Raw genomic sequence first — 24,643 nt, forward strand, 5'->3', positions numbered from 1 at the left:
AAAGATGACACACCGCCCGCACACCCCGTGGCTGTTCCTGTTGCCGGGACTGGCCGTCGTGCTCATGTTCAGCATCTTCCCGTTCCTGAACATGATCGTGCTCGCGTTCACCGACGCGGACGCGCTCGGTGGCGGCCAGTTCACCGGGGTGGACAACTTCGTCCGCATGGTCGACGACCCGAAGTTCTGGGTCGCCGCGCGCAACAGCACGCTCTACCTGTTCGGCGTCGTACCACCGCTGGTGCTGCTGCCGCTGCTGCTCGCGCTGCTGGTGCGCAGGCAGGTTCCCGGCATCACGTTCTTCCGCACCGCGTTCTTCACGCCGGTGATCGCCTCCGCGGTGGTCGTCGGCCTGATCTGGACGTGGCTGCTCGACAGCCGCGGCCTGGTCAACAGCGTCGTCGAGGCGCTGGGCGGCGCGCGGATCCCCTTCCTCACCGACTCGTCGCTGCTGCTCGTCAGCGCGATGGCGGTGACGGTGTGGAAGGGGATGGGCTACTACATGGTGATCTACCTGGCCGCGCTCGCGAACGTGCCGAACGACCTGCACGAGGCGGCGCAGGTCGACGGCGCGGGGCCGATCCGGCGGTTCGTGTCGGTCACCGTGCCCGCGCTGCGGCCGACGATGGTGCTCGTCGCGGCGCTGTCCGCGGTCAACGGGTTCCGCGTGTTCGCCGAGGTCTACCTGCTGTCCGGCGGTTCCGGTGGTCCGGGTGGCGCGTCGACGACGCTCGTGATGCTCATCCAGCAGACCGGCACCGGGCTCACCGGTGAGGTCGGCTACGCGTCCGCGCTCAGCCTGGTGCTGTTCGTCGTGACGCTCGGGCTGCTGCTGATCACGTTGCGGCTCAACCGGAAGGAGGACCTGCTGTGAGGTTGTTCTGGCGCTACCTGCTCCTGTTGTTCGTGCTGGCGATCAGCATCGGCCCCTTCCTGTGGCAGCTGTCGACGTCGCTCAAGGGCGCGGGCGAGGACGTCTACCTGCCGGACTTCGTGCCGGACGACCCGACCCTCGCGAACTACGCGGGTGTCGCGGACGTCGTTCCGGTGTGGACGTTCGCGCTGAACTCCCTGCTGGTGGCCGTTGTCAACGTTGTCTGCAACTGCCTGGGCGCCGCGATGGCCGGATACGCGCTGGCACGGCTCAAGTTCCGCGGCCGCAGGCTGGCCGGTCTGGTGTTCGCGGCGGCGATCCTGGTGCCGTTCGAGACGATCCTGATCTCGCTGTTCCTGGTGATGCGGTCGCTCGGGCTGACCAACACGCTGACCGGCGTGGTGCTGCCGGGCGCGATCGCCGCGTTGAACGTCCTGTTGCTGCGCAACGCCTTCCTCGCCCTGCCTGGCGAGGTGGAGGAGGCGGCGATCATCGACGGCGCGAACGCGTGGCAGCGGTTCGTGCGGATCGCGCTGCCGTCGGTGCGGGGCACGCTGGTGGTCGTCGCGCTGTTCTCGTTCATGTTCTCGTGGGACGACTTCCTGTGGCCGCTGATCGTGCTGAGCGACCCGGACAAGTACACGCTCACCATCGGCCTCGCCTACCTGCAGGGCACGTTCTTCCAGAACCAGCGACTCGTCGCCGCGGGCACGATCATCGCCGTCGCACCGCTCATCCTGCTGTTCCTGTTGCTGCAGAAGCACTTCTTCCGCGGCGTCGGAGAAGGCGCCCTCAAGGGATAAGTACTGAAGGGTTGACGTATGCGCTTTGGTGTCAACTACACCCCGTCGGTCGGCTGGTTCCACCACTGGCTGGACTTCTCGCTCGACGACGTGAAGGCGGACTTCGCGGCGATCGCCGGGCTGGGCATGGACCACGTGCGGGTGTTCCCGCTGTGGCCGGTGTTCCAGCCCAACCGCGGGCTCGTCCGGCCGAAGGCGGTCGAGCAGCTGCTCAGCATGGTCGACGCGGCCGCAGAAGCCGGACTGGACGTGCAGGTGGACGCGTTGCAGGGCCACCTGTCGAGCTTCGACTTCTACCCGTCCTGGGTGCAGACCTGGCACAAGCGCAACATGTTCACCGATCCCGAGGCGATCGAGGGGCAGGTGTTCTACGTCCGGACGCTCGCGGAGGCGGTGCGGGACAAGCCGAACGTCCTCGGCCTGACGCTGGGCAACGAGGTCAACCTGCTGACCGAATCGCACCCGTGCACGTCCGACGAGGCGGGCGCGTGGATCGACACGCTGCTCGAAGCGGCGGGTCCCGGCTCGGTGCACTCGGAGTACGACGCGGTCTGGTACGAGGACGGCCACCCGTTCCTGCCGGAGCACGCGGCGCGCAAGGGCGCGATGACGACCGTGCACTCGTGGGTGTTCAACGGCACCGCGCAGCGCTACGGGCCGATGAGCGCGGAGAGCGTGCACCACGCCGAGTACCTGGTCGAGCTGGCGCGGGCGTGGGCGCTCGACCCGGCGCGGCCGGTGTGGCTGCAGGAGGTGGGCGCCGCGCAGCCGGAGATCAGCGCCGAGCAGGCGCCGGAGTGGGCCGAGCAAACGCTTGCGAATGTGCTGACGTGCGACAACCTGTACGGCGTCACGTGGTGGTGCTCGTTCGACCTCAGCCGTGATCTGGTCGACTTCCCGGAACGCGAGTACGAACTGGGGTTGATGACCACCGAACGCAAGGTCAAGCCGCTGGGTGAGGCGATCGCCCGCGTCATCGCGGGTGACCGGCCGGATCTCGCGATGCGCACGCCGCTGACGCTGCCCGGCAGGCGTTCGGCGTGGGGTCCCGGTGGGGTGTTCTTCGAAGAGTGGATGAACCTCGCGCGTCAGGGTGTGCGCGCGTCGATCGAGTTGGGGTGACTGGTGGTTGGCATAACAGTGCACGACGAACGCGCGCTGCTCGAGGAACGGCTTGACGAACGCATCCGGCCCGCGCGGTGCGGCGACTCGATCGAGTTGGGGTGACTACTAGTAATGCACGACGAACGCGCGCTGCTCGAGGAGCGGCTGAACCGGACGCTGAAGGAACGCATCCGTCCCGCTCTCTACGGCGACTCGGTGCCGCTGTCGCTGGAGGTGTGGAACGCGCCGGACGAGCCCGTGCCGATAGCGGAAGCGCTGGCCGCCTCCTACGAACCGGCTCAGGTCGGTGACGCGTGGGGTCCGCCGTGGGGCACGACGTGGTTCCGCCTGTCGGGCCGGGTGCCCGAGGCGTGGGCGGGCAGGCCGGTCGAGGCGGTGATCGACCTCGGGTTCACCCACCCCGGCCCCGGTTTCCAGGCCGAGGGTCTCGTCTACACGGCCGGTGGCGTGCCCGCGAAGGGCATCGAGCCGCGCAACACCTACCTGCCGATCGAGGGTGACGACGTCCTGTTCTACGTCGAGGCCGCGGGCAACCCGACGATCCTGGACTTCCACCCGTTCCTGCCGACGCAGCTGGGCGACAAGCTCACCGCGGGCACCGACCCGCTGTACCAGATCCTGCGCGCGGACCTGGCGGTGTTCCAGCCGGACGTCTGGCACCTGATCCTCGACATCGAGGTGTTGCAGGGCCTGATGAAGGAGCTCCAGGACCACGACCCGCGCCGGCACAAGATCCTGCGCGCGCTGGACCGCTCGATGGACGTGCTCGACGTGCAGGACGTCGCGGGCACGGCCGACCGGGCCCGCGCGCAGCTGGCGGACGTGCTGGCCAAACCCGCTTCCGCGTCGGCGCACCGGATCTCCGCGGTCGGGCACGCGCACATCGACTCGGCGTGGCTGTGGCCGTTGCGCGAGACGGTCCGCAAGTGCGCGCGGACGTTCTCGAACGTGACGACGCTGATGGAGCAGTACCCGGACTTCGTGTTCGCGTGCTCGCAGGCGCAGCAGTTCGCGTGGATGAAGGAGCACTACCCGCGGGTCTGGGAGCGCATCAAGGATCACGTGGCGGGCGGGCAGTTCGTGCCCGTCGGCGGCATGTGGGTCGAGTCGGACACGAACATGCCCGGCGGCGAGGCCATGGCCCGGCAGCTGGTGCACGGCAAGCGCTTCTTCATGGACGAGTTCGGGGTCGAGACGCTCGAGGTCTGGCTGCCGGACTCGTTCGGCTACAGCGCCGCGCTCCCCCAGCTGATCAAGCTGTCCGGCTCGCGCTGGTTCCTCACCCAGAAGCTGTCCTGGAACCAGATCAACAAGTTCCCGCACCACACGTTCTGGTGGGAGGGCATCGACGGGACCCGGATCTTCACCCACTTCCCGCCCGTCGACACGTACAACTCCTCGTTGTCCGGCGAGGAACTGGCCCGTGCGTCACGCCAGTTCGCCGAGCACGCGGACGCGTCGCGTTCGCTCGTTCCGTTCGGCTACGGCGACGGCGGTGGCGGGCCGACCCGCGAGATGATGGAGACCGCGCACCGGGTCGCGTCGCTGGAGGGTTCGCCGACGGTCCAGGTCGAGGCGCCGTCGTCGTTCTTCGCGGCGGCCGAGGAGGAGTACCCGAACGCGCCGGTGTGGGCGGGTGAGCTGTACCTGGAGAAGCACCGCGCCACGTACACGACGCAGGCGAAGACGAAGCAGGGCAACCGGCGCAGCGAACACCTGCTGCGCGAGGCCGAGCACTGGTCGACCGCGGCGGCTCTGGCCGGTGCGGACTACCCGTACGAAGCGCTGGACGCGCTGTGGAAAACCGTGCTGCTGCACCAGTTCCACGACATCCTGCCGGGCTCGTCGATCGCCTGGGTGCACCGCGAGGCCGAGGAGACCTACGCACGGGTGGCGGCCGAGCTGGGCGCGCTCATCGAGACCGCCACGGCCGCGCTGGTCGGCTCGGGTGACGAGGACGTGCTGCTGGACGTGCTCGGCGGACCGGTGCCGGGTGCGTTCGTCGAGGCCGTGGACGGCGTGCTGGACAACGGGATCCTGCGCGTCACGGTGTCGGCCGACGGCGTGATCACGTCCGTCCACGACTACGCGACCGACCGCGAGGTGCTGAGCGGGCCGGCGAACCTGCTGCAGCTGCACGCGGACACGCCGAACCAGTGGGACGCGTGGGACATCGATCCGTTCTACCGCAACAGCACCACGGACCTGCTGCCGGACGAGCGGCTCGACAGCGGTGACACGGTCGTGGTGCGGCAGAAGTTCGGCGCGTCGACCGTGACGCAGCGGATCCAGCTGCGCGCGGGCGCGCGGCAGGTCGACTTCTCGACCGAGGTCGACTGGCACGAGTGCGAGAAGCTGCTGAAGGTCGCGTTCCCGCTGGACCTGCGGGCCGAGGTGTCGACGGCGGAGACCCAGTTCGGGCACCTGCACCGGCCGATCCACACCAACACCTCGTGGGAGAACGCGAAGTTCGAGATCTGCGCGCACCGCTGGCTGCACGTCGGCGAGCCCGGCATGGGCGTGGCGATCGTCAACGACTCGACCTACGGCCACGACGTCACCCGCACGACGCGACCCGACGGCGGCACCACGACGACCGTGCGGCTGTCCCTGTTGCGCGCACCCCGTTTCCCCGATCCGGAGACCGACCAGGGCGAGCACCGGTTCCGCTACTCGCTCGTGGTCGGCGGCATCCCCGAGGCCATCGACGCGGGCTACCGGATCAACCTCCCGTCGCGCGTCGTGCGCGGCTCCCTGAAAAATGGGACACAGGCCGTGGAACCCTTGGTGTCCACCAACAATCCCGCCGTCAAGGTCGAGGCCGTGAAGCTGGCCGACGACCGGTCGGGCGACGTCGTCGTCCGGCTCTACGAGGCGCACGGCGGACGTGCCCGCGCCTCGCTGCGCACGTCGTTCCCGTACTACCGCATCCAGGAGACCGACCTGCTCGAACGGCCGCTCTCGGATGCCTCCGGTGACCTGACGCTGCGCCCGTTCCAAGTGATCACCCTGCGAATCACTCCGGAAGGCAAGCGATGAGAAAGCTGTTCCTCGCCCTGCTGCTGGTGCTCCTGGCGGCGCCACCGGCACAGGCCGCCCCGTACAAGCGAACAGTCGTCTACTACCAAACCCAGTACAGCAACGGCAGCACCGGCACGTACGTGTCACCGCTGCCCTTGCTGCAGCGCAACACCGGCGTCACGGACGTGCTCGTCGCCGCGATCCACCTCAACGCGGACAAGATCGTGCACCTGAACGACCACCCCCCGGCGCACTCGCGGTACACGCAGATGTGGAAGGACCTCGCCGCCATGCAGGCGCGCGGCGTCAACGTGATCGGCATGGTCGGCGGCGCGGCACAGGGCAGCTTCCAGCGCCTCGACACCCAGTTCGACACGTTCTACCCGCTGCTGGCGGACGTGATCAGGAAGTACAAGCTCAACGGCGTCGACCTCGACGTCGAGGAGCGCATGTCGATCGCGGGCGTCCGGCGGGTGATCGACAAGCTGAAGGCGGACTTCGGGTCCGGCTTCATCATCTCGCTGTCGCCGGTGGCCTCCGCGTTGTCCGGCGGCGGCAACCTGTCCGGCTTCAGCTACGACGAGCTGTACCGCAGCCACGGGTCGAAGATCGCGTGGTTCAACGGTCAGTTCTACAACGGCTGGGGCTCGGCCTCGTCGACGGCGGGCTACGACCGGATCATCAGCCGCGGCGTCATCCCGGCCAGCAAGGTCGTGATGGCCACGTTGACCAACCCGTCCAACGGCGGGTCGGGGTACGTGAACATCGCGACGTTGAAGACGACCGTGCGGTCGCTCATCGGGAAGTACCCGACGTTCGGCGGCGTGGCGGGCTGGGAGTACTTCAACTCGCTGCCGGGCGGTACCTCAGCACCCTGGCAGTGGGCCTCACAGGTCTCCGCGATGCAGAAGTAAGGGGTCTCGCACCCCGCGGGTGCGTGACCACCCGATGCAAGGGCTCCCTCCTCAGGACGAATCTCATGGTCACAAGAGAAACGACCTGAGGAGTGAGTCAGCGATGGAGTGGACGCCCGAAGCGATCAAGGCGGAGATGGACTACCGGCAGAAGGCTCTGCGCGAGGACTCCCGCCGCTACCAGGAGCTGCTGCGCAGCGGCTACCGTCCCCGCTCCTGGTGGCACCGCATGACACACCGGCACGAACCGCAGGTACCTGCGGCGTAGGTCGGGGGTGAGCAGGGGGTGGCGGAGTTGCGCCCGCCACCCCCTGTCCTCGTGCGTCAGGCCTTGGCGATCCAGGCCTTGACCTTGTCCGGGTTGGCGTCGACCCACTTCTTGGCGGCGTCGGCGGCGGACATGTGGTCCTCGGCGATGTACTTCGCCACGGTGTTCTGGTCCTCGTTGGTCCACTTGAAGTTCTTCACGAGGTTGTAGGCCGGGCCATTGGCGTCGGCGAACTTCTTGCTGACGATCTTGTCCAGGTCGTAGTCCGGGTAGTCGCAGGCGACCTTCTCGGCGTCGGCGTCGCAGCCCGCCTTGTACTCCGGCAGCTTGACCTTCACGAGCTTGATCTCGTTCAGCAGCCACTGCGGCGAGTAGAAGTAGCCGATGACCGGCTTCTTGTCCTTCTCGGCCTGCCGGAACGCGGTGATCAGCGCGGTCTCGCTGCCGCCGTAGACGACCTTGTAGTTCAGGTTGAGGTTCTTGACCAGCGCCTCGTCGTTGGTGACGAACGAGGGGTCGCCGTCGAGCAGCTGGCCCTTGTCACCGGACTCCGAGGTCTTGAACAGGTCGGCGTACTTGTTGAGGTTGTTCCAGTCCGTGATGTCCGGGTGCTCCTTGGCGAGCCACGGCGGCACGTACCAGCCGATCTGCCCCTTCACACCGGTCGACCCGGCGGAGACGGCGGTCTTCTGCTCGTCGATGTACTTCTTGCGCAGGTCGTCGTGGCCCCAGTTCTCGACGACCGCGTCGACCTCACCGGTGCCGAAGCCCTGCCACGCGACCTCTTCCTTGAGGTCCTTCTTCGTGACCTTGCACTTCAGCTCCTTCTCGGCGACGTGGGCGAGCACCGCTGCGTTCGCCTCGTAGCCGACCCACGGGTTCACCGCGATGTTGAACGCGCCGCAGTCACCGGATCCGCTCCCGGACGAGCTGTCCCCTACCTTCGCGCCGCTGCACCCAGCCAGCGCAAGCGCTCCAGCGAGCGCAACGGCGACCACGCTATGCCTTGCCACTACGAACCTCCTGTTGGTCCCACCGCTTCGCGGCCGCCTGCGTGAGGCGGTCGAGCATCACACCGAGCACGACGATCGCCACGCCGGCCGCGAGTCCCTTGCCGTACAGCTGTCCCTGCGAGAACCCGGCGACCACGTCGTAGCCGAGCGCCCCCGCCCCGACCAGGCCGCCTACGACGACCATGGACAGCACGTAGATCAGCCCCTGGTTGGCGGCGAGCGTCAACGCCCTGCGCGCCATCGGGAGCTGCACCTTGGTGATCGTCTGCCAGCCGCTCGACCCCAGCGCGGTCGCGGCCTCGACGGTCGTCGGACTGACGTTGTGCACACCGTCCGCGATGATCTTGATCGCGACGGGTGCGGCGAACACGACAGCCGCGATGATCGCGGTGAACCGGCTGGCCGCGAACAGTGCGAGGAACGGCACCAGGTAGACGAACGCGGGCATCACCTGTCCCGCGTCGAGCACCGGGCGGATGATCCGGTCGGCGCGGCGGCTGCGTCCCATCCACACGCCGAACACGACGCCGAGGACCATGACGAGCACGGTCGCCACGAGCGTGGCCGCCAGCGTGATCATGCTGTCCTGCCACAGCCCGGTCGCGACGAGCAGGCCGAGGCACACCGCGCTGGTGACCGCGGACCGGACACCACCGATCACGAAGCTCAGCGCCACGACCACCGCGGCGACGAGCCACCACGGCGACTCGGACAGCAAGGCCTGCAACGGGTTGATGAACACCGTCGTCGTGAAGTCCTTGAAACCACCGGTGATCACCGGCAGGTTGTCCTGCACCCACTCGGTCGCGGCGGTCGTGCCCCTGCGGATCGAGCTGCCGATCTCCGCCTCGCTCGGGAACTCCGCCGCCCACAGGTAGGTGTAGGAGAAGTAGATCGCCACGAGCGTCGCGACACCGCCGCCGATGAGCACCGGCCTCGACGCCGTGGCGCGCCGTGCGGCGGCCGCGGTCGTGACGCGGTCGAGCACGATGGCCAGCACGACGATCGCGAGGCCCGCGTTGAACGCGGTGCCGACGTCGAGCGTCTGCAACGCCTTCACGACCGTCTTGCCGAGACCGGGTGCGTCGATCAGCGCGGCGATCGTGACCATCGAGAGCGCGGCCATGATCGTCTGGTTGATGCCGAGCACGATCGTGCCGCGCGCGGACGGCAGCAGCACCTTCGTCAGCGTCTGCTTCGTCGTCGCGCCGAGGGACTCGCTCGCTTCGACCGTCTCGTGCGGCACGCTGCGGATCGCGTGCGCGGTGATGCGGATGGCGGGCGGCGCGGCGTAGATCAGCGTGGCGATCGTCGCGGACGCCGGTCCGATGAGGAAGAACAGCGTGAGCGGCGCGAGGTAGACGAACGTCGGCATCGTCTGCATGAAGTCCAGCGCCGGCGTGATGATCCGGTTGACCCGGTCGTTCAGGCCGGCCCAGATGCCGAGCGGGATGCCGAAGAGCAGCGAGATGAGCACCGCGGCGAGCGTCAGCGAGAGCGTGTCCATGCTCTCCGCCCACAGGCCCTGCAGGCCGAGGAACGTGAAGCCCGCCACGGCGAGCAGCGCCTGCCGCCAGCCGGCGATCGCGAGCGAGACGTACCCGGCGAGCGCGACGACGCCGAGCCAGCCGATCACCGGGACGGGGCGGCCGAAGCCCGACTGCGCGATCAGCGCCTGGATGAACGTGACCAGCTCGTCGATGACGAGGCGGATCTCGTTGAAGAAGTACAGGAACAGCGGGTTGGTGTTGCGGCTCGCGCCGATGGCGTCGTTGAGGTCGTTGACCCAGCGGTGCAGCGGGGTGAGCGCGGACGCGTCCAGCGGCAGCGTGGCGAGGTTGCGGAACAGCAGCCACAGCAGCAGCCAGGCGGCGACGATCCCCGCGACGATCACCGTCTTCCGCGGCGTTCCGCGGTGAAGCGCGACAGCGGCCATCAGGCTTCTCCGGCGACGACGCCGAGGATCTCCTCGTCCGCGACGACACCCAGCAGCTCGCCGTTCTCGACGACCTTGACCGGCTTGTCCGCGGACAGGACGCTGCGAACCGCCTCGCGCACCACGGTGTCCGGGCCGAGCTCCGGTCCGTCGAGCGCGTCGTCCGGCCGCGGTTGCCGCATGATCCACTTGAGCGTGAGGACGTGGCTCTTCGGCACGTCGCGCACGAAGTCCCTGACGTAGTCGTCCGCGGGCGCGCCGACGAGCTCGTCGCCGGAGCCGACCTGGACGACCTCGCCGTCGCGCATGATCAGGATGCGGTCGCCGAGCTTGAGCGCCTCGGACAGGTCGTGGGTGATGAAGACCATCGTCTTGCCGACCTCGCGGTGCAGGCGGATGACCTCGTTCTGCATGTCGCGGCGGATCAGCGGGTCCAGCGCGGAGAACGGCTCGTCGAAGAAGAGGACGTCCGGGTCGCCCGCGAGGGCGCGGGCGAGGCCGACGCGCTGCTGCATACCACCGGAAAGCTCGTCCGGATAGCTCTTCTCGTTGCCGGTGAGCCCGACGAGGTCGATGACCTCCTTGGACCGCTGTGCGCGCTGAGCTTTCTGAACGCCGCAGATCTCCAGTCCGTATCCAACGTTGTCGATGACCGTGCGATGCGGGAGGAGACCGAAGTGCTGGAACACCATCGAGAACTTGTTCCGCCTGAGTTCACGCAACCGTTTCTGATCGGCTTTGAGAACGTTTTCGCCCTCGATCGTGATCTCACCGGCGGTCGGCTCGACGAGCCTCGTCAAACAGCGGACCAGGGTGGACTTCCCCGATCCCGACAGGCCCATGACGACGAACATCTCGCCGGGCGCCACGTCGAAGCCGACACCCCGGACGGCGGCGACAGCGCCCGTCCGGTCCCTGAGCTCGTTCCTGGACAGACCTCTGAGCTCGTCCGAACGGACCACGTCGGCCGCCTTCGAGCCGAACACCTTCCAGAGGTCCCGAACCGAGATCACGGGATCCACAGTCACCTTCTCGCCGTTGTTGCGGAGTGCGCAGCACGTTTCTCGATGCGCGACAGCATTGACGTTCGCACGAGTGCGGTCAAGGGCTTCCGCCGATCAGTCCACAGTGGACATCTGATCATCCCATGACTAATACGCCTCTTGACTACTGGCGCGTAATGCCTAATAAGCTGTGTCGCGCGGCTAAAAGGTCTTTGATCTTCACCGGCTGACCAGTGACTGTTCCCGGCTGAGGTCGCGCATCGTCGGCCCCCATGAGGAGCGAGGAACGTTGTTAGCCCCGAGGACCGCGCTCGCGCTTGTCGCCGTGTTGACACTTGCCGGATGCGGTGAATCGACGTCGGCACAGCCGAAATCCAGTTCGGCGCCCCCCGCCGAACCCTGCGGATCGATCACCATCGCGGTGAACCCGTGGGTCGGTTACGAGGCCAACGCGGCTGTCATCGCCTACCTGGCCGAGAAGAAGCTCGGCTGCAAGGTCACGAAGAAGGAAGTCGACGAGCAGACCGCGTGGCAGGGCCTCGCGACCGGCGAGGTCGACGTGATCCTGGAGAACTGGGGTCACGAGGACCTGAAGCAGAAGTACATCGACGAACAGCGCGTCGCCGTGCGCGTCGGGTCGTCCGGCAACAAGGGCGTCATCGGCTGGTACGTGCCGCCGTGGATGAAGAAGACCTACCCGGACATCACGGACTACAAGCAGCTGAACAAGTACGCGCAGCTGTTCCGCACCACCGAGTCCGGCGACAAGGGCCAGGTGCTCGACGGCGACCCGTCGTACGTCACGAACGACGAGTCGCTCGTGAAGAACCTGAACCTCAACTACAAGGTCGTGTACGCGGGCAGCGAGACGACGCTGATCAAGGCGTTCCGCCAGGCCGAGGAGAAGAAGACGCCGCTGATCGGCTACTTCTTCGAGCCGCAGTGGCTGCACCTCGACATCGAGCTGGTGAAGGTCGACCTGCCGCCCCACGTGCCCGGCTGCGACGTCGACACGACGAAGGTCACCTGCGACTACCCGCGCTACGAGCTGGACAAGATCGCGTCCAAGAAGTTCGTCGACGCGGGCGGGCCCGCCTACAACCTCGTCAAGCAGTTCCAGTGGAGCAACGACGAGCAGAACGCCGTGGCGTCGTTCATCGCCAAGTACAAGATGTCTCCCGAGGAAGCGGCGAAGCGCTGGGTCGAGGCGAACCCGGACCGGGTCGAGGACTGGCTGGCGAAGGCCAAGCCCTAGTGTTGTCGCGGGTGGGCGAGGTCGCTGTGACGGCCGCGCCCACCCTCGACTTCTTTCCCTGGTGGCTCAGGTGACCAAGCGCCACAGGGCGGGGGTCACGACGGGCGTCCAGTCCAGCTGCGACCGGTGCGCCTGCCTGCACACGTAGGTGCGGTGGTTGTAGACCGTGACGTCGTTGACGGCGTACGCCGTGGCGTTCGCCCACGCCGGCAGGACCGGGATCTCCGCGGCGAACACGTCGTCGGACACGTCGGCGTCGGTGTTCATGTTGATGACGTCGCCGAGCGTGTTGCGGTAGCTGATCCCGTACCGGCTCTCGATCGCGGCGAGCGCCGGGTCGTTGAGGTAGAAGAACCGGTCGCCGTCGCGCAGGTTCTCGAACTGCTTCTTCCAGATCGCCTTCTGCAGCTCACCGAGCTCGTTGCCGCGGGCGTGCGTCTCCGCGGACATGCCGACGAACGCGTCGAGCTTGTTGACGTCCCCGTACATCGCCTTCAGCCGCGCGGCCGTGCCCGCCCTGCGCGTGCCGGTCACGCCGAAGCCGTCGGCCGCGTCCGGGACGTCGAGCGGGACGACGTTGCCCGCACCGTCACGCAGCTTCACGAAGTCGATGATGTCCGGGTCGTTGATCGGGTCCCGCTGGTTGATCTCGGGGTCGTTCGGGAAGTTGCTGCTGGACTCACCGGTGATGGCGTGGAAGCTCGTCTTCGGCGCCAGCCCGTACGCCCTGCGCAGGTCGTTGTACGCGGGCATCCCGTGGTCGCGACCGCGCGCGATGTCGATCGCACCGAGGTCGACGACGCCGCGGAAGCACTTCGGCAGCTCAGGCCCGTCGAGGCAGCCGGGGTTGCCCGGCACCGGAATCTGGAACAGCACGCTGCGCAGCTGGTTGTCGATCTGCTCGTCGTTCTTGTACTCCGGCTCCGCACCGATGCCCTTGAGCACCGGGCCGAGCCCGATGGCGCCGAGCAGGTTCGGGTTGAAGAACGCGACGTTCAGCGGCACGACGAGCACGACTTCGCCGTCCTCGTGCTCAACCTCGATGCCCTGCCGTTCGAACGCTGCCAGCTGCGCTTCGGTGTACGTCCCCTCGGGGGCGATCGGCTCGAGTTCGCCGTGGATGAAGCTGTGCGCCCGGTACCCGACGACCGCGAACTCGTTGGAGAGGCTCGGGTTCACGTTCGCGTTGTAGCCCCGGTACGGCGCCAGCGCGACGCCCATGCTCGGCAGGAACTCGGTGTAGGTGATGAACTGCTGCTCGGCACCGACCACCCGGCGCGCGATCTCGAACCTGTCCCTCTCGGACAGCGACCGCGGCAGCGCGTTGACGATCCTGTTGTGCTCCAACGCGAACAGCGTGTGCGTCGCGGTGAGCGCGATGTTCTCGTTGGCCCGCACGTCCCCGGCGACCATGGCCTTGCTCGGGTTGCTCCTGAGCAGCCCGTCGATCGCCATGACCGGCGCCTTCGCGGCGTCACCGCGCGAGTCCCGCCGCGGCAGCAGCCCCTTGTCGAGCAACAGCCGCGCACCGTTGTTGGCGAGCGTCCCGTCGACCGGCCCCTCGCGCATCCACTCGAGCCTCGTCACGTCAGGCCCGTAGACGCTGGACCCGTCGATGTAGCTGTCGATGGTGTTCAGCTGCTCGCGCGTGGTGGTGGTCCCAGTACCCGGAGCCGCGGGCGTCCGCATGAACCCGATCGACCCGAGGTCGTTGCGGAACTCCTCCAGCGGGTCCCTCGCGTCGAACGAAATGGGCGAGTTCTCACCACCGGCTTCCTGCCGCAGCCCGAACGTGTGGTCCATGAACTGCCCCCACACGAAGCCCCACTGCGAGACACCGCGCTCGGAGAACAAGTTCTGCGAGGTGTCGTTGAAGAGTCGATTGCTGACGAACCTCGAGCTCGGTCCACTCGCGGGCCGCGCAATTCCGTCGGCGTAGTTGGCGGGGGCAACACGCAGGTACGGCGTGTTGGTTTTTCCCCATTCGGGGTGCAGCAGGTTGTTACAGCTCCCGTCCAGCGTGCGGACGAGGGTATCAGCGCAGGCCAGAGGTGCTGGCTCGGCGAAAACGGGGGCTCCTGGCCCCAGCAGGGCGAGCGCGGCAGCCGTCACCACGACGACATGCCGGTTTCCTTTCCGCATGACAAACCCGTCTTTCCAGGTTATCCCCCCTTCCCGGCGTTTCCGGATTTCGCGTTGACGGGGCGACGCTATTCCTCCCGACCTCGCCACCGTCGGAGGCTACGCCCCTTGAATTGGTCAAGAAAAGGACATAAAACACTTAAGGTTTGTCGGCCGGAATGACGCGAAACACCTAATGGGCGGACGGTCCGGGCTCACCGCGTCCGCACAGCGCGCGGACGCGGGAGCCCTCCGAGACCGTCGGGGCGACAGGATTTGAACCTGCGACCCCCCGCTCCCAAAGCGGGTGCGCTACCAAACTGCGCCACGCCCCGGTCGTCGACAGCTTAGCGCGGCACGCTAAGCTGTCTGCGCACACTCCCCAGGGGGCGCGTGCGGGTGTAGCTCAATGGTAGAGCCCCAGCCTTCCAAGCTGGTCATGCGGGTTCGATTCCCGTCACCCGCTCCACATAGGAAAGCCCAGGTCACACAGTGTCGACTGTGGACCTGGGCTTTTGTCGTAGGGGCCCTAGAACCCCCCTCGTGCCAGATTCGTGCCAGATCAGCCGTCCGGGTCCTCCTCCCCCGCTGCCTCAGCGACCTCCTCAGCGACCTTCCGGGCGGTGCGGATCAAGGTGTCCAGAGCCACTGCAATCTCGTGGTCCCGCTTGCTCGTGGCGTGCTGGTAGACCATCGCGGCGCGGGTGCTGGAGTGCCCGATCCTCGACATGATCTCTTTCAACGTCGCTCCGGTCTGCGCCGTGAGCGTCGCTCCCGCGTGCCGTAGGTCGTGCAGGTGCAGGTCCGGATTTGCCGCTGCCTTACGGACGGCGGCCTTCCAAGTGCCGTTGAAGTTGTTCCGCCGGGGCGTGGCGCCCTTCGGGCCACGGAACAGCCGCCCGTCCGGTTCCGAGTCGGTGAAGCCCGACGTAGCAAGATGCCGACGCAGGTCCGGGAGGATCGCGGCAGGCAATGCCACCGTGCGCCGTCCGGCCTCCGACTTAGGCCCCTTGAGCTTCTGCTCTCCGCTATCGAGCTGCGCCAACGCGCGGTCGACGCGGAGCAGCGGGGTTCCATCGTCAATCAGCTCGCTCGGATCAGCCCCGGCCGCGATCTCCTCTGTTGTCGGCCTCCTCCGCTTTGGCAGCGTGAGGTCACTACTGCGCAGTGCCACGAGTTCACCGAACCGCAGTTGCGCGAATGCGGCCAAGAGCACTAGCAGCCGGTAACGTGGCTGAATGCTCGCTGCGATCGCGAACACCTCTTCCAGCGTGGCGTGAGGCCTTTCGGCTGCTGTTTCCTGACCAGCACCCTTGATACGACACGGGTTCTTTCGGATCAGCTCATCGTCAACGGCTGTGTTCAAAACCGTCCGCAGGAACCTGTACGACTTTGCCACGGTCGACGCCCCGGTCTTTGCGTCCAACAACTCCTTTCGCCACGTGCGAATGCGCGGAGCAGAAAGTCCCGAGAGCATCACCTCGCCGAGATGAGGGCCGACGTGGTTTCGCAGATAGCCTCTGTACAGCTCGCGCGTCCTGTCCTCCAAGTCGCGTTCGCTGATCCAGCGCTCCGCGTACTCCTTAAGGCTGACCTTGCCTGCGTCCGGATCAATCCACTCCTTGCGCCTCATTTCCGCCTCGATGTCCACGAGGTGCTCATCCGCTGCCGTCTGCGTTTCGAAGGTCTCTTCAGCAGTGCGCAGCAAGCCATCCGGACCTGGGTAACGCGCCTGGAAACGACCGGACGGCAACTTGCGCACGCTGCCGAACCTGCGCTTGCGTCCCTTGTTGTTACCGCCCATCAGGCAACCTTCCTTCCATGCGCCAGCCGCACGGGCACGGTCTGAGCCTGGATATACGCATTGAGAACACTTTCTGCGATGCGGACATGCTTACCCACGTGCACGAATTCAATGCGACGTTCCTCGATCAGTCGGCGCGGGAACCGCTCCGTCGTACCAAGAATCTCGGCTACTTGCTTGACTGACAGATACTTCTCTGACACCTCGGCTCCTTATGCGCGATATTTTGGATGGACTTGGTACGTCGCGGTAGGCGGTCGCCCCTTACCGCGTTTTTCCGGTTCAGGTTCGCGGCGCACGTAGCCGTGTTGTTCGAGCAGGCTCAGCGGCTCGTCCAGCAGGGTCACGGTCTTGAATTGGGCGCGCGAGACGCCTTTGGCGAGTTCGTTGCGGCTGAATCGTGCGGGTTTGGTGCGTTCGATCCAGTTGAGGATCACGCGGGCTTTCTCGATGGTTTCGTTTTCGCCGATGAGATCGAACGCGGCGAGTGCGTGTGTGGCGAAGTAGCGGCCGAGGTTGATAGCGCGTTTCATGGTGTCGCCGGTGATCGAGCGGCCCCAGCCATCGGTGATGTGGTCAGCGAGGTGCAGCAGCCCGGCGAACCGGATGGTGGCTCCGACGTACTTGCTGGCCCAGTCGCGGATGTGGCCGAATTCCCCACCCGTCCGCAGCTTGGGTTCCACCTCGGTTTCGAGCTGGAGCACAAGGGCGGCGGCCTCGGGTGTGAGCGTGAGCGCTGCCGGGTCGGTCCATTCGGCGAGCGAGCAGACCAGTGCCCGGAGGTTGTCGCTGTAGGTGGTCACGACGTCCGGGTGGATCTGTTCCGGGCCGATGACGCGGTTTCCCACGAGATCGACGGGTAGGGAGAACAGGATGCGTCCGAGTAGGCCGCGTTCCCGGAATCCGGCGTTGTGCGCCAGGTCGCGGATCACCGACGGCTGTAGTGCCAGCCCGAGCGTGAGTGCTGGGCGGTCGACGTGCTCTTTGCCTCGGACCTGGCGGCCGATGCGGAGCATGTCGCCCGCGTGTCCCTTGAGGAACACCTCGAAGTTGGGCACGCCGGAGTAGCGCCCGGCGAGCGTGGCGAAGATGCCGCCCTCTGCCGAGAGCACCGCGAGTCGTCCGCCCTGTTCGGCGAGCAGCGTGGCCGCGTACTCGCTCGTGACGTCGTCGGCCACGAGCTGCGGCAGCACCGGGACGGTGATGGCCTCGGCGACCATCGCGGCATCGGTCGCGGCCGCCACCGCTTCGTGCTGCTGCAGGGCGTCCGCTTTCGTGGCGGTAACCGCGGCTTTGTCCGCTCGTGCTTGGGCAATCTTGCGTTCTAGTTCGGCCGTGGCGATGAGTGGTGCGGTCTTGTCCACCAGCTCGCGTTCGACCTGCAGGAGGGGCGCGGTCATGGCGGAGAAGACCGGCGACTTGCGGGCACCGGGCGGCAACGCCACCACGACGTAGAGGTTGACCGGCTCGCGCCACAGACCACGTACCGCGACTTCCGCACGGCCACCGGCAGCGGTCGACAACGCGGCCAGCCCGATACACCCGGCTAGATCTGGCGGGGTCTGGGTCTCGGTGGCGATACCGGCCACCTGGTCGGCGACCCAGCCCGGCAGCACCTCGAGCGGGAACGGCGGAAGGTGCGCGGCGCTGCGCCCCATGAGCGGCGCCGGGTCTTCCCACCCCTCGCCCTGCACGAGGTGCAGGCCGTGCGCTCGGACGGCCTGGTCCACGATCGCGGCGGCGGCTGCGTTCGTGTTGCTCATGCCGCGTCCACTCGCCGGGGACGTTCCGCGCCGGCCTTCATGCCGGACTCGATGGTGTTGCGTACCTCCCAGTGCGACAGGCCCACGGCCACCCCTGCTTGCTCCAGCGCGGTTTCCGCGACATCGGCATTCAGGGAGCCGCCCGCGACGAGTTGGCCCAGTGCCACGGTGGCGGCGAACAGGGTGTGGTTGCGGGTGCCTTCCTCGGCTGCCAGCACCTTGGCGATCTCGCCGTGCATGGCGGCCGTGACGTAGCGTCCGGCGCGGCTGCCGCTGAGATCGACGGTGACGGGCTCGCGTGGCGGCAGGGGTGCGGGTGTGAGCCGGTCGGTCAGCCAGCCGGGCAGGGGCAGCACGGGCGCGTTCTCGGCGACCTCGTAGCAGCGTCCGTCCACAACGGAACCAGCGGCGGCGACGTAGCCGCCCCACGCACGGGTGTCGATGCGCCAGCCGAGACCACGGCCCCGGCTGCCCGCTGTGTTGCGCAACTGCACGCCGTCGGGGGCGGCGAAGTAGAGGTGCAGTCCCCCGGAGGGGGTCGTCACGGTGTAGGTGTCCAGGGGTAGCTGCTGGCCTGCCTGCTCGCACAGCACGGCCAGCACGTCCAGTCCGCAGGTGATGCCGGGCTGGTCCCACGGCGGTGGTGGCTTCTCGCCGGGCTTGGCGGGGTCCAAGTCGATGACGACGAGCCCGGACGGGCCGGCCGCGATACCGATGTTGTAGGGGCCCGCCGACCAGCAGCGGCGGATACGGGCCGGGTCGGTGGTGGCGCGCTGCTCGTACTGGCGAATCGCGGTGACCTTCTCGCCCGGTCGAACCGGGAACACGCGCCAGCCGCGTGCGGCCAGGTTGAGTGCGGTGGTGAGCAGGTCGGTGCTGGCAGGCATGGTGATCTCCGTTCGCGGGACGTGCGGGGTTGTCCGAAGTGGGCTGTGGGACTCACGCCGGGGACGGCGATGTCACGTCCCCGGCGCGAGCTGGCTAGTCCTCGTCGGACCAGGGGCCGATGCTGCGGCCACCGCTGACGGTGTTGCCGTTGCCACGGACCACTTGTGTGGTGCTGCCGGGCCGGTTCGGGTGGCCGCTGACGGTGTTGCCGTTGCCGGTGACGACCTGGACGTGGTGGGGCCCGTCGTGCGCGACGTCGCGGCCGGACCGGCCGGTGGGTGCGGGTGGCGGGGTCATGTCCCTGGCGGGGACCGGTCGGCCGTTGACGATGTCGCCGCTGGACACGACGTTGCCCGTGCCGGTGACGTGCGCGTCCTCGGTGCCGGAGCGGTGATCGCTCATGGAGATGCGGCCGTTGATCTGGCCTGCCTGCACGACCATGCCGGAGGTGGTGCCGGTGAACTGGTTAGTGACGTGGCGCGCACCTGGACGGCCGACCTGCACAACCGGCCCGGTCATGTCCCCGTCGAACCGGTTGACCGTGACGTCACCGGTCCCTGTAGACCTCCTGACGGGCGGGGTTTCGCGTGGCAGGGCACCGAGCCTGTCCAGCGCCGCTCCGTACGCCACGCCGTCGCCGTTCTCCAGCGCCGTGCGCGCCGCGGCGAGGGCGGAGTCACGCTCCCGCTCCAAGGCGGTCACGTCCCTGTGGTGACCAGCGTTTCCGATGGACACGCGACCGTTGCTGATGGTGACGCCGCCGTCGATGGTTCCGGCCTGCACGCCGTGGTTCTGGCCATGCACGATGTTGGTCACGTCCCCCTCCGGAGTGCTGAACCTGCTGATGTGCAAGGGGCTCTGCGGTTCGACCTGGGGCTGATCGTTGTGCTGCAACGGTTTCTCCTGACCGGTCGGGCTGGTGAGCTGGTTGAGGCGGGCTTGTGCGGCGTCGATCGCGGCGGTGTCACCGCTGGCCTGAGCCGCGTTGAGTGCCTTGCGGGCACGTGAGACGCGTTTGCGGTGGGTTGTGCTGGTCCGTTGGCTGCTGCTGCCGTTGCAGCGGCGTCCGCCTGCTCTGCACATGTCACGTCCCCTTGCTGTGCTGGGATTTCCGGCGGAGTGGCCGCCAGCGGCGGCAGGTCGCCCGCCAGACAACGGCGAGATGAGGGGCCCGGCTGAGCTGGATCAGGTCGGTGGCGGTGACCCGTCCGCACGCCAGCTCGGTGTCTCGGAGTGGAACGAAGACGGCCCAGGTGTCTTGTTGCTGGTCGGATGGTTGGACGCTGATCAGGTAGTAGGTCCGCGCCAGGTAGTTGCGTTCGTAGGTGGTCATGAATCGGTCGGTCATGTGGTCACGTCCCTGTTGTGTGCTGGGGTTTTCAGCGGCCACGGCGGGCGTGGCGGCGCAGGGAGTTGAGGAACTTGCGGCCGGCGCGGAGCTTCAGGCCGCTGCCGTCGCAGCGTTTGCACAGCCGGATGCCGCCGAGTCCGCCGTGGAAGCGGCCCATTCCCTTGCACGGGCGGCATTTGCCGTACGGGAATGCCCAGCAGGCCAGGCCGTAGACCAGGGCTAACGCGGTGAGCGCGAGCCAAGCGTGTCCACGCGCCTGCGGAGCGACATCACTCACAGCGACGATCGCGAGGGCAACGGCGGTGAGGCGGACGACGGTTGCGGGGGTCATCAGAAGGGCCCTCCTGGGCTGTTTTTGGGTGCGCGAGACCAAGCCCCCTAGGCGCTAGGGCGCTGATCAGCAGGTATGTGGAGGTCTAGTGGGGGCTCTAGGTCTAGAGGGGGAAGGCTCTAGACCTAGAGCCGTTCGCGGGCCTAGCCGCGCTTCATCTTCTTGTCACGCTCAGTGAGAGCGTCGGCGATGTGGGCGCGTTCGACGCCCATCCGGTTGGCGCCTTTGCCGGTGGCCGGGTCGGTGCCCCACACCTGTTTGGTGGCGATACCGAACGGCTTGAGCGCTGCGGCCAGTTGCGTGGCCTTGGTGGTGCCGTTGGGCAGCTCGCCCCAGGTGCCGTACTGGTCGGGCTTGTAGTCGGCCAGCGCGTCCACAAGAGACTCTGACCAACGCTTGTCGTTGCCGCCGAACACGTTGAGCAGATCCGGCAGCAGCGTGTTCACCGCGGCGCTGGTCTCGTCCACGGCGACGTCCAGACCGGCGGCGTAGCCGGTGACCCTGCCCGCTGCGACGCGGTGCGCGAGCGCACGGTTCACCAGGGCTTCAGCGGCCGGGCCGTCGCGGTAGACGGTCTTGACCGTGGTCGTCTCGTCCACGACGCCCTTGAGGAGGCCGACTCCCTTGTCCCGCTTGAAGTTGAACTGCGTCGCACGCTCGCCGTTCTGGTAGCTGGAGGTCCCCAGCACCATGTCGTTGGGCACCTGACCGGACACCTTGAGGCAGAACCGCATGATGGCGTTGTCGCTGATCTGCGTAGGGATTGACTTGGAGTCCGGGCGCTGCGTGGCAAGCAGGGTCACGATGCCGGTGGCCGGGCCTCGCTTGACCAGGTCCGTCACGATCGCTTCGATCTCTGCGCCGTACTTCTCGTGCTCGAACCAGATCTGCACCTCGTCAGCACCGATGACGATCGGGTGCAGACCGAGCGACTTCTTCGACGCAAGCTCGGTGGTGAGCTGGTTTTCCGGGCACAGCTCCTTGGGCAGTTCCCGGATCACCTTGGCGCGGCGGCGCAGCTCCTTCTGCAACTCCCGCAGGCTGACCAGCGCATACAGGATGTCGTCGTCCTCGTCACTGGCGCGGTAGCGGTGCGCGACGCGCTCCAGGGGCGAGAGGTCACCGGTTCCCTTGAGGTCGTAGACGTGCAGCTCAGCACGCGGGTCCAGGGCGGCGATGAGCAGCAGCAGCCGCAGGGCGAACGTCTTGCCCATGCGCGGCACGGCACCGATCACGCCGGACACGAACATCAGCACGAACGAGACCCAGTTGCCGCGCACGTCGGTGCCGAAGGGCTGCGGGTCGAACAGGTCGATGGGCGTGCCCTTGCGCAGCGGCCACGCGGGTTGCTTGGCCTGGCTCATGTCCTCGTTGCCCACCCACAGCACGAGGCGTGCCGGGCTGATGTCCGCGCGGCCTTCCGGCCACACGGAGCCCAAAGGCCGGCCGAGCGCGGAGGCGAGCTTGGAGCGGTTCTTGATGACGTCCTCGGCCGTGGCACCGCCCGGCAGGTCGATCTCAGCGCGCCAGCCGGGGCCATCCTTGTGGATCGGCGAGACGAACCCGATGGCCTTCGGATCGGCCTTGAGCGCCTGGTTGATCGAGGCGATACCGAGCGACGCCAGCGCCTGAGTAACCGCGTCGCTGGTGAGCTTGGCGAAGCGGCTGGCCACCACGGCGGGTGAGACGACGGGCTTATCGCCCGGCGTGCCGAGCTTGCCCAGCAACGCCACCGCCAGCGTGGTGCACGCCCACATCACCCAGCCCGGCAGCGCATCGGGCAGCAGGATCAGCGTCGGCACGCCGATCAGCAGTCCCACGATGAGCAGGATCGACCGGAACCGCACGCGGGCATCCCGTTGCGCGGACAACCGCAGGTAGGTGACGGCATCCTCTTTGGACACTGTTGCTGAGCGCACCTGGCGGCCTTCCGCGTCGCTGACCCACCGGCCGGTCGCCGCCGCCAGCAGCAGCACACCGCGCGGGGCACGCACCGCCAGCCGCAACCCGTACAGCGGGGACCGGACAGCGTGGTAGCCGGTGGTGTGGGCGTAGTAGCCCGCCACCCACTTCGTCGTAGTCCGTGCCTCGCTCCACGACCGCAGGTAGGCCGGCACGATCGGTTCCCTCCGCGCCTGCTGAAGCCTGCGCACCCAGTGCACCGAGTCCCCGCCCGGCTGGTCGACGAGCGTCACCGCAGCCACGGCATCGATGTCGCCGTCGCGGTCGGCGGCGGTGTCGTCCACGATCTCGGCGTCGATGACCTCCGGAGCCACCTCAACCTCGGCACCTGGAAGCGTCCGCGCGTCGTCCTCGGACGCGGGCTGGGGCCGCAGGTGCACCACGTTGTCGGTCACGCTGCTCTCCTGTCCGGTCTGATCGGCGGGGGTGCTGGGGTTCTCGCTGGTGGTCATCACGCGGCCTCCGTCCTGAGCAGGTCACGCACTTCGCTTGCGGTCTCGGTAGCGCCCTTGAACGCGGCGAGGATCGCGCGGGCGGACGGCCGTGCGGGCAGCTCACCGGCCGCGATCGCACCCCGCACCTTGATCAGGAGATCAGCCGCCTTCAGCGACAGTTCCGGCTGTACGATCCCGGTTTCGGTCTCGTCGGCAGGCCCATCGGGCACCTCGACTGCGGGCACGTCCGAGGACACGCCGGCCGGATGCAGCACCGGCACCGTCACCGGCAGGATCACGCCGCTCACGATGACCAACCCGCCGTTACGAGCGGCCTCCCGATCGGCCCTGTGCTGATGGCGCACGATGACCCGCGCCAGCGACCTGTCACGCCGCGACGAGTCCGGGCCGACGCCGTACCGGTCGGTCCATGCCGCCGTCCACGCCTGCTCCGCCGTCACGTCCCCACCGCGAGCGGCGGCGATGCTCGCAGCCGCCCACGACAGCCGCGGGAACCGCACCCGACGCCACGCCGCCCGACGCAACTCCGCACCCGTCCGGCCCTCCACCGCCGCCCGGTCCACCGTGGACCGGATGTGGTGCAGCAACACACCCAGCAGGCTCATCGCACCCAACGCGACCCCAGCGACCACGCCGTAGTCCACCGACGCGTGAGCGAGCTGGATCCCGGCGGCGATACCGGACAGCACCCACATCCACGTCAGCAGGGACCCGGTCGGCGCACCCCGGCGCGTGCGGCGGTGCGCCTCGAACGCGCACACCCACGCGCCGGCCTCTACCGCGAGCGGAAACAGCCACGACCAGCCCGACGGGACATGCAACGTGGTGGCCGCGAACGCCTGCTGAGCCCGCCACGCCAGCGTGATCGGCGAGACGATCACCGCCGCCCACAAAGCCGACAACAGCCAGTCCGGCACCCTCGCCAGCAGCCCCGACAACCTTGCGGACCGCTCCGCACGAGCAGCGCGACGATCCGCGCGGCGGCGGGCGGCACGGCGCTCCACCAACTCGTCAGCAGCCAGCGCGTGCTCACGCTGCACCTGGACCAGCTTCAGCGCGGTCTCGGCACGCTGCGCCTCAGCCGCGGCCTTGTGCTGCTCCGCCATCGCGGCGGCCATCGTCCGCTCCGCGCGGCCGGTGTAAAAGGTGGTGCTCATACCACGTTCTCCTTACGGCCGTAGACAAAGCGAGACTCACGGGCACGCGCCGGGCGGTGGTGCGTGCCGAGCACGCGGGACAGGACGAACACGGTCGGCAGCGCCAGCACCGCGAACACAGAGATCTGAACGGCGGCGTTGTCGTCAGCAGCCTGAACGAGCAGCCACTGAGCCACACCGAGACCAGCCGCACCGATCAGGACCTTCCACAGCAGCACCACGGCGGTGAACGCCAGCAGCGCCAACCCCAGCAGCAGCGGCAACGGGATCGTGGTCATCGTCCGGCCTCCTTGTCCCGCAGGGACGTCGCGGTCCGCGCGGCGAGACGGGACATGTGCCACGCCTGCTCGTAGTCGTCGTGCCACGGGTCGGCGGTGATCGGGATCAGCAGCAAGACCTTGAGCTCGAACCAGTCGGCCAGCTCACTGATCTCGGCGTCCCAGCGAGGGGCCTGCCCGGCCCAGCGAGCCAGCAGCTCAGCCAGGTCCTGCGGGGCAGGGGTGTGGCCGTCGGGCGATGCGGGTGTGGTGGACACTGGGTGTGCCTTTCGGTCTGCTGATCGTTGGGTGTCAGAACCCGGTCCGGCGGGGCGTTCTTG

The 24,643-nt window shown here is 67.7% G+C and carries 22 protein-coding genes and 2 tRNA genes; 8 read left to right on the forward strand and 16 right to left on the reverse strand.

Annotated features, from left to right (window positions below; translation table 11 throughout):
* Positions 1 to 4: 4 nt before the first annotated feature.
* The 6 genes from FKR81_RS16575 to FKR81_RS43595 all read left to right on the forward strand — a co-directional run bounded on the left by FKR81_RS16575 (position 5) and on the right by FKR81_RS43595 (position 7,005).
* Positions 5 to 874 (forward strand): carbohydrate ABC transporter permease, encoded by an 870-nt coding sequence (locus tag FKR81_RS16575; protein ID WP_146352881.1) that lies wholly within the window; start codon positions 5 to 7, stop codon positions 872 to 874.
* Positions 871 to 1,677: a carbohydrate ABC transporter permease gene (locus FKR81_RS16580; RefSeq protein ID WP_146352883.1), complete on the forward strand. Its 807-nt coding sequence runs from the start codon at positions 871 to 873 to the stop codon at positions 1,675 to 1,677. Before FKR81_RS16575 ends, FKR81_RS16580 begins: the two co-directional genes overlap by 4 nt.
* Before the next feature lie 18 nt (positions 1,678 to 1,695).
* Positions 1,696 to 2,799, forward strand: a complete 1,104-nt coding sequence (locus FKR81_RS16585) for a glycoside hydrolase 5 family protein (RefSeq protein WP_146352885.1) — start codon at positions 1,696 to 1,698, stop codon at positions 2,797 to 2,799.
* A 114-nt stretch (positions 2,800 to 2,913) separates the two neighbouring features.
* Positions 2,914 to 5,841, forward strand: a complete 2,928-nt coding sequence (locus FKR81_RS16590; protein WP_146352888.1) for an alpha-mannosidase — start codon at positions 2,914 to 2,916, stop codon at positions 5,839 to 5,841.
* Entirely contained in the window at positions 5,838 to 6,737 is a 900-nt protein-coding gene (locus tag FKR81_RS16595; RefSeq protein ID WP_146352890.1) for a glycosyl hydrolase family 18 protein, read from the forward strand. The genes FKR81_RS16590 and FKR81_RS16595 overlap by 4 nt, the downstream gene beginning before the upstream one ends.
* A 103-nt stretch (positions 6,738 to 6,840) precedes the next feature.
* Positions 6,841 to 7,005 carry a hypothetical protein gene (locus tag FKR81_RS43595; RefSeq protein ID WP_186763002.1) on the forward strand — a complete coding sequence of 55 codons (165 nt, stop codon included), beginning with the start codon at positions 6,841 to 6,843 and terminating at the stop codon, positions 7,003 to 7,005.
* A gap of 56 nt (positions 7,006 to 7,061) precedes the next feature.
* Here the strand turns inward: FKR81_RS43595 and FKR81_RS16600 are convergent, their stop codons facing one another.
* Genes FKR81_RS16600 through FKR81_RS16610 form a run of 3 tightly spaced genes read right to left on the reverse strand, consistent with a single transcriptional unit; the run spans position 7,062 to position 10,967 of the window.
* Positions 7,062 to 8,018, reverse strand: coding sequence for an ABC transporter substrate-binding protein (locus FKR81_RS16600; RefSeq protein WP_146352892.1), 957 nt, complete (start codon positions 8,016 to 8,018; stop codon positions 7,062 to 7,064).
* Entirely contained in the window at positions 8,005 to 9,954 is a 1,950-nt protein-coding gene (locus tag FKR81_RS16605) for an ABC transporter permease (protein WP_146352894.1), read from the reverse strand. The genes FKR81_RS16600 and FKR81_RS16605 overlap by 14 nt, the downstream gene beginning before the upstream one ends.
* Complete coding sequence (locus FKR81_RS16610) at positions 9,954 to 10,967, reverse strand: quaternary amine ABC transporter ATP-binding protein (RefSeq protein ID WP_222598288.1); 1,014 nt, start codon at positions 10,965 to 10,967, stop codon at positions 9,954 to 9,956. Before FKR81_RS16610 ends, FKR81_RS16605 begins: the two co-directional genes overlap by 1 nt.
* Before the next feature lie 316 nt (positions 10,968 to 11,283).
* On the opposite strand from FKR81_RS16610, the gene FKR81_RS16615 reads away from it, so the two are divergent.
* Entirely contained in the window at positions 11,284 to 12,213 is a 930-nt protein-coding gene (locus tag FKR81_RS16615) for an ABC transporter substrate-binding protein (protein WP_268891557.1), read from the forward strand.
* Positions 12,214 to 12,279: 66 nt separating this feature from the next.
* On the opposite strand, the gene FKR81_RS16620 is transcribed toward FKR81_RS16615, so the two are convergent.
* Complete coding sequence (locus FKR81_RS16620) at positions 12,280 to 14,355, reverse strand: peroxidase family protein (protein ID WP_146352900.1); 2,076 nt, start codon at positions 14,353 to 14,355, stop codon at positions 12,280 to 12,282.
* Positions 14,356 to 14,595: 240 nt separating this feature from the next.
* Positions 14,596 to 14,669: transfer RNA gene (locus FKR81_RS16625), tRNA-Pro, on the reverse strand.
* Between the two features lie 60 nt (positions 14,670 to 14,729).
* Between FKR81_RS16625 and FKR81_RS16630 the strand changes: the two genes are divergently transcribed.
* A tRNA-Gly gene (locus tag FKR81_RS16630) sits at positions 14,730 to 14,803 on the forward strand.
* Between the two features lie 93 nt (positions 14,804 to 14,896).
* On the opposite strand, the gene FKR81_RS16635 is transcribed toward FKR81_RS16630, so the two are convergent.
* From FKR81_RS16635 to FKR81_RS16685, 11 genes are all read right to left on the reverse strand, one after another.
* Positions 14,897 to 16,138, reverse strand: a complete 1,242-nt coding sequence (locus tag FKR81_RS16635; protein ID WP_146352902.1) for a site-specific integrase — start codon at positions 16,136 to 16,138, stop codon at positions 14,897 to 14,899.
* The gene (locus FKR81_RS16640; RefSeq protein WP_146352904.1) at positions 16,138 to 16,341 is read right to left on the reverse strand and encodes a helix-turn-helix domain-containing protein; all 204 of its coding nucleotides are present in this window, start codon (positions 16,339 to 16,341) and stop codon (positions 16,138 to 16,140) included. The genes FKR81_RS16635 and FKR81_RS16640 overlap by 1 nt, the downstream gene beginning before the upstream one ends.
* A gap of 9 nt (positions 16,342 to 16,350) precedes the next feature.
* Positions 16,351 to 17,901, reverse strand: a complete 1,551-nt coding sequence (locus FKR81_RS16645; RefSeq protein WP_146352905.1) for a YfjI family protein — start codon at positions 17,899 to 17,901, stop codon at positions 16,351 to 16,353.
* On the reverse strand, positions 17,898 to 18,788 hold the full coding sequence (locus tag FKR81_RS16650; RefSeq protein ID WP_146352907.1) for a bifunctional DNA primase/polymerase: 891 nt from the start codon (positions 18,786 to 18,788) through the stop codon (positions 17,898 to 17,900). The genes FKR81_RS16645 and FKR81_RS16650 overlap by 4 nt, the downstream gene beginning before the upstream one ends.
* Positions 18,789 to 18,882: 94 nt before the next feature.
* Entirely contained in the window at positions 18,883 to 19,872 is a 990-nt protein-coding gene (locus FKR81_RS16655) for a hypothetical protein (protein WP_146352909.1), read from the reverse strand.
* A 1-nt stretch (position 19,873) separates the two neighbouring features.
* Positions 19,874 to 20,137 (reverse strand): hypothetical protein, encoded by a 264-nt coding sequence (locus FKR81_RS16660; RefSeq protein ID WP_146352911.1) that lies wholly within the window; start codon positions 20,135 to 20,137, stop codon positions 19,874 to 19,876.
* 31 nt (positions 20,138 to 20,168) lie between these two features.
* A complete protein-coding gene (locus tag FKR81_RS16665) occupies positions 20,169 to 20,417 on the reverse strand; it encodes a hypothetical protein (protein ID WP_186763003.1) in 249 nt (82 codons plus the stop codon).
* A 197-nt stretch (positions 20,418 to 20,614) separates the two neighbouring features.
* Complete coding sequence (locus FKR81_RS16670; RefSeq protein ID WP_146352915.1) at positions 20,615 to 22,885, reverse strand: cell division protein FtsK; 2,271 nt, start codon at positions 22,883 to 22,885, stop codon at positions 20,615 to 20,617.
* Positions 22,885 to 24,045, reverse strand: coding sequence for a DUF2637 domain-containing protein (locus FKR81_RS16675; protein WP_146352917.1), 1,161 nt, complete (start codon positions 24,043 to 24,045; stop codon positions 22,885 to 22,887). Before FKR81_RS16675 ends, FKR81_RS16670 begins: the two co-directional genes overlap by 1 nt.
* On the reverse strand, positions 24,042 to 24,323 hold the full coding sequence (locus FKR81_RS16680; RefSeq protein ID WP_146352919.1) for a hypothetical protein: 282 nt from the start codon (positions 24,321 to 24,323) through the stop codon (positions 24,042 to 24,044). The genes FKR81_RS16675 and FKR81_RS16680 overlap by 4 nt, the downstream gene beginning before the upstream one ends.
* On the reverse strand, positions 24,320 to 24,580 hold the full coding sequence (locus tag FKR81_RS16685) for a hypothetical protein (RefSeq protein ID WP_146352921.1): 261 nt from the start codon (positions 24,578 to 24,580) through the stop codon (positions 24,320 to 24,322). The genes FKR81_RS16680 and FKR81_RS16685 overlap by 4 nt, the downstream gene beginning before the upstream one ends.
* Positions 24,581 to 24,643 lie beyond the last annotated feature (63 nt).

The organism is Lentzea tibetensis, assembly GCF_007845675.1.
Lineage (GTDB): Bacteria > Actinomycetota > Actinomycetes > Mycobacteriales > Pseudonocardiaceae > Lentzea > Lentzea tibetensis.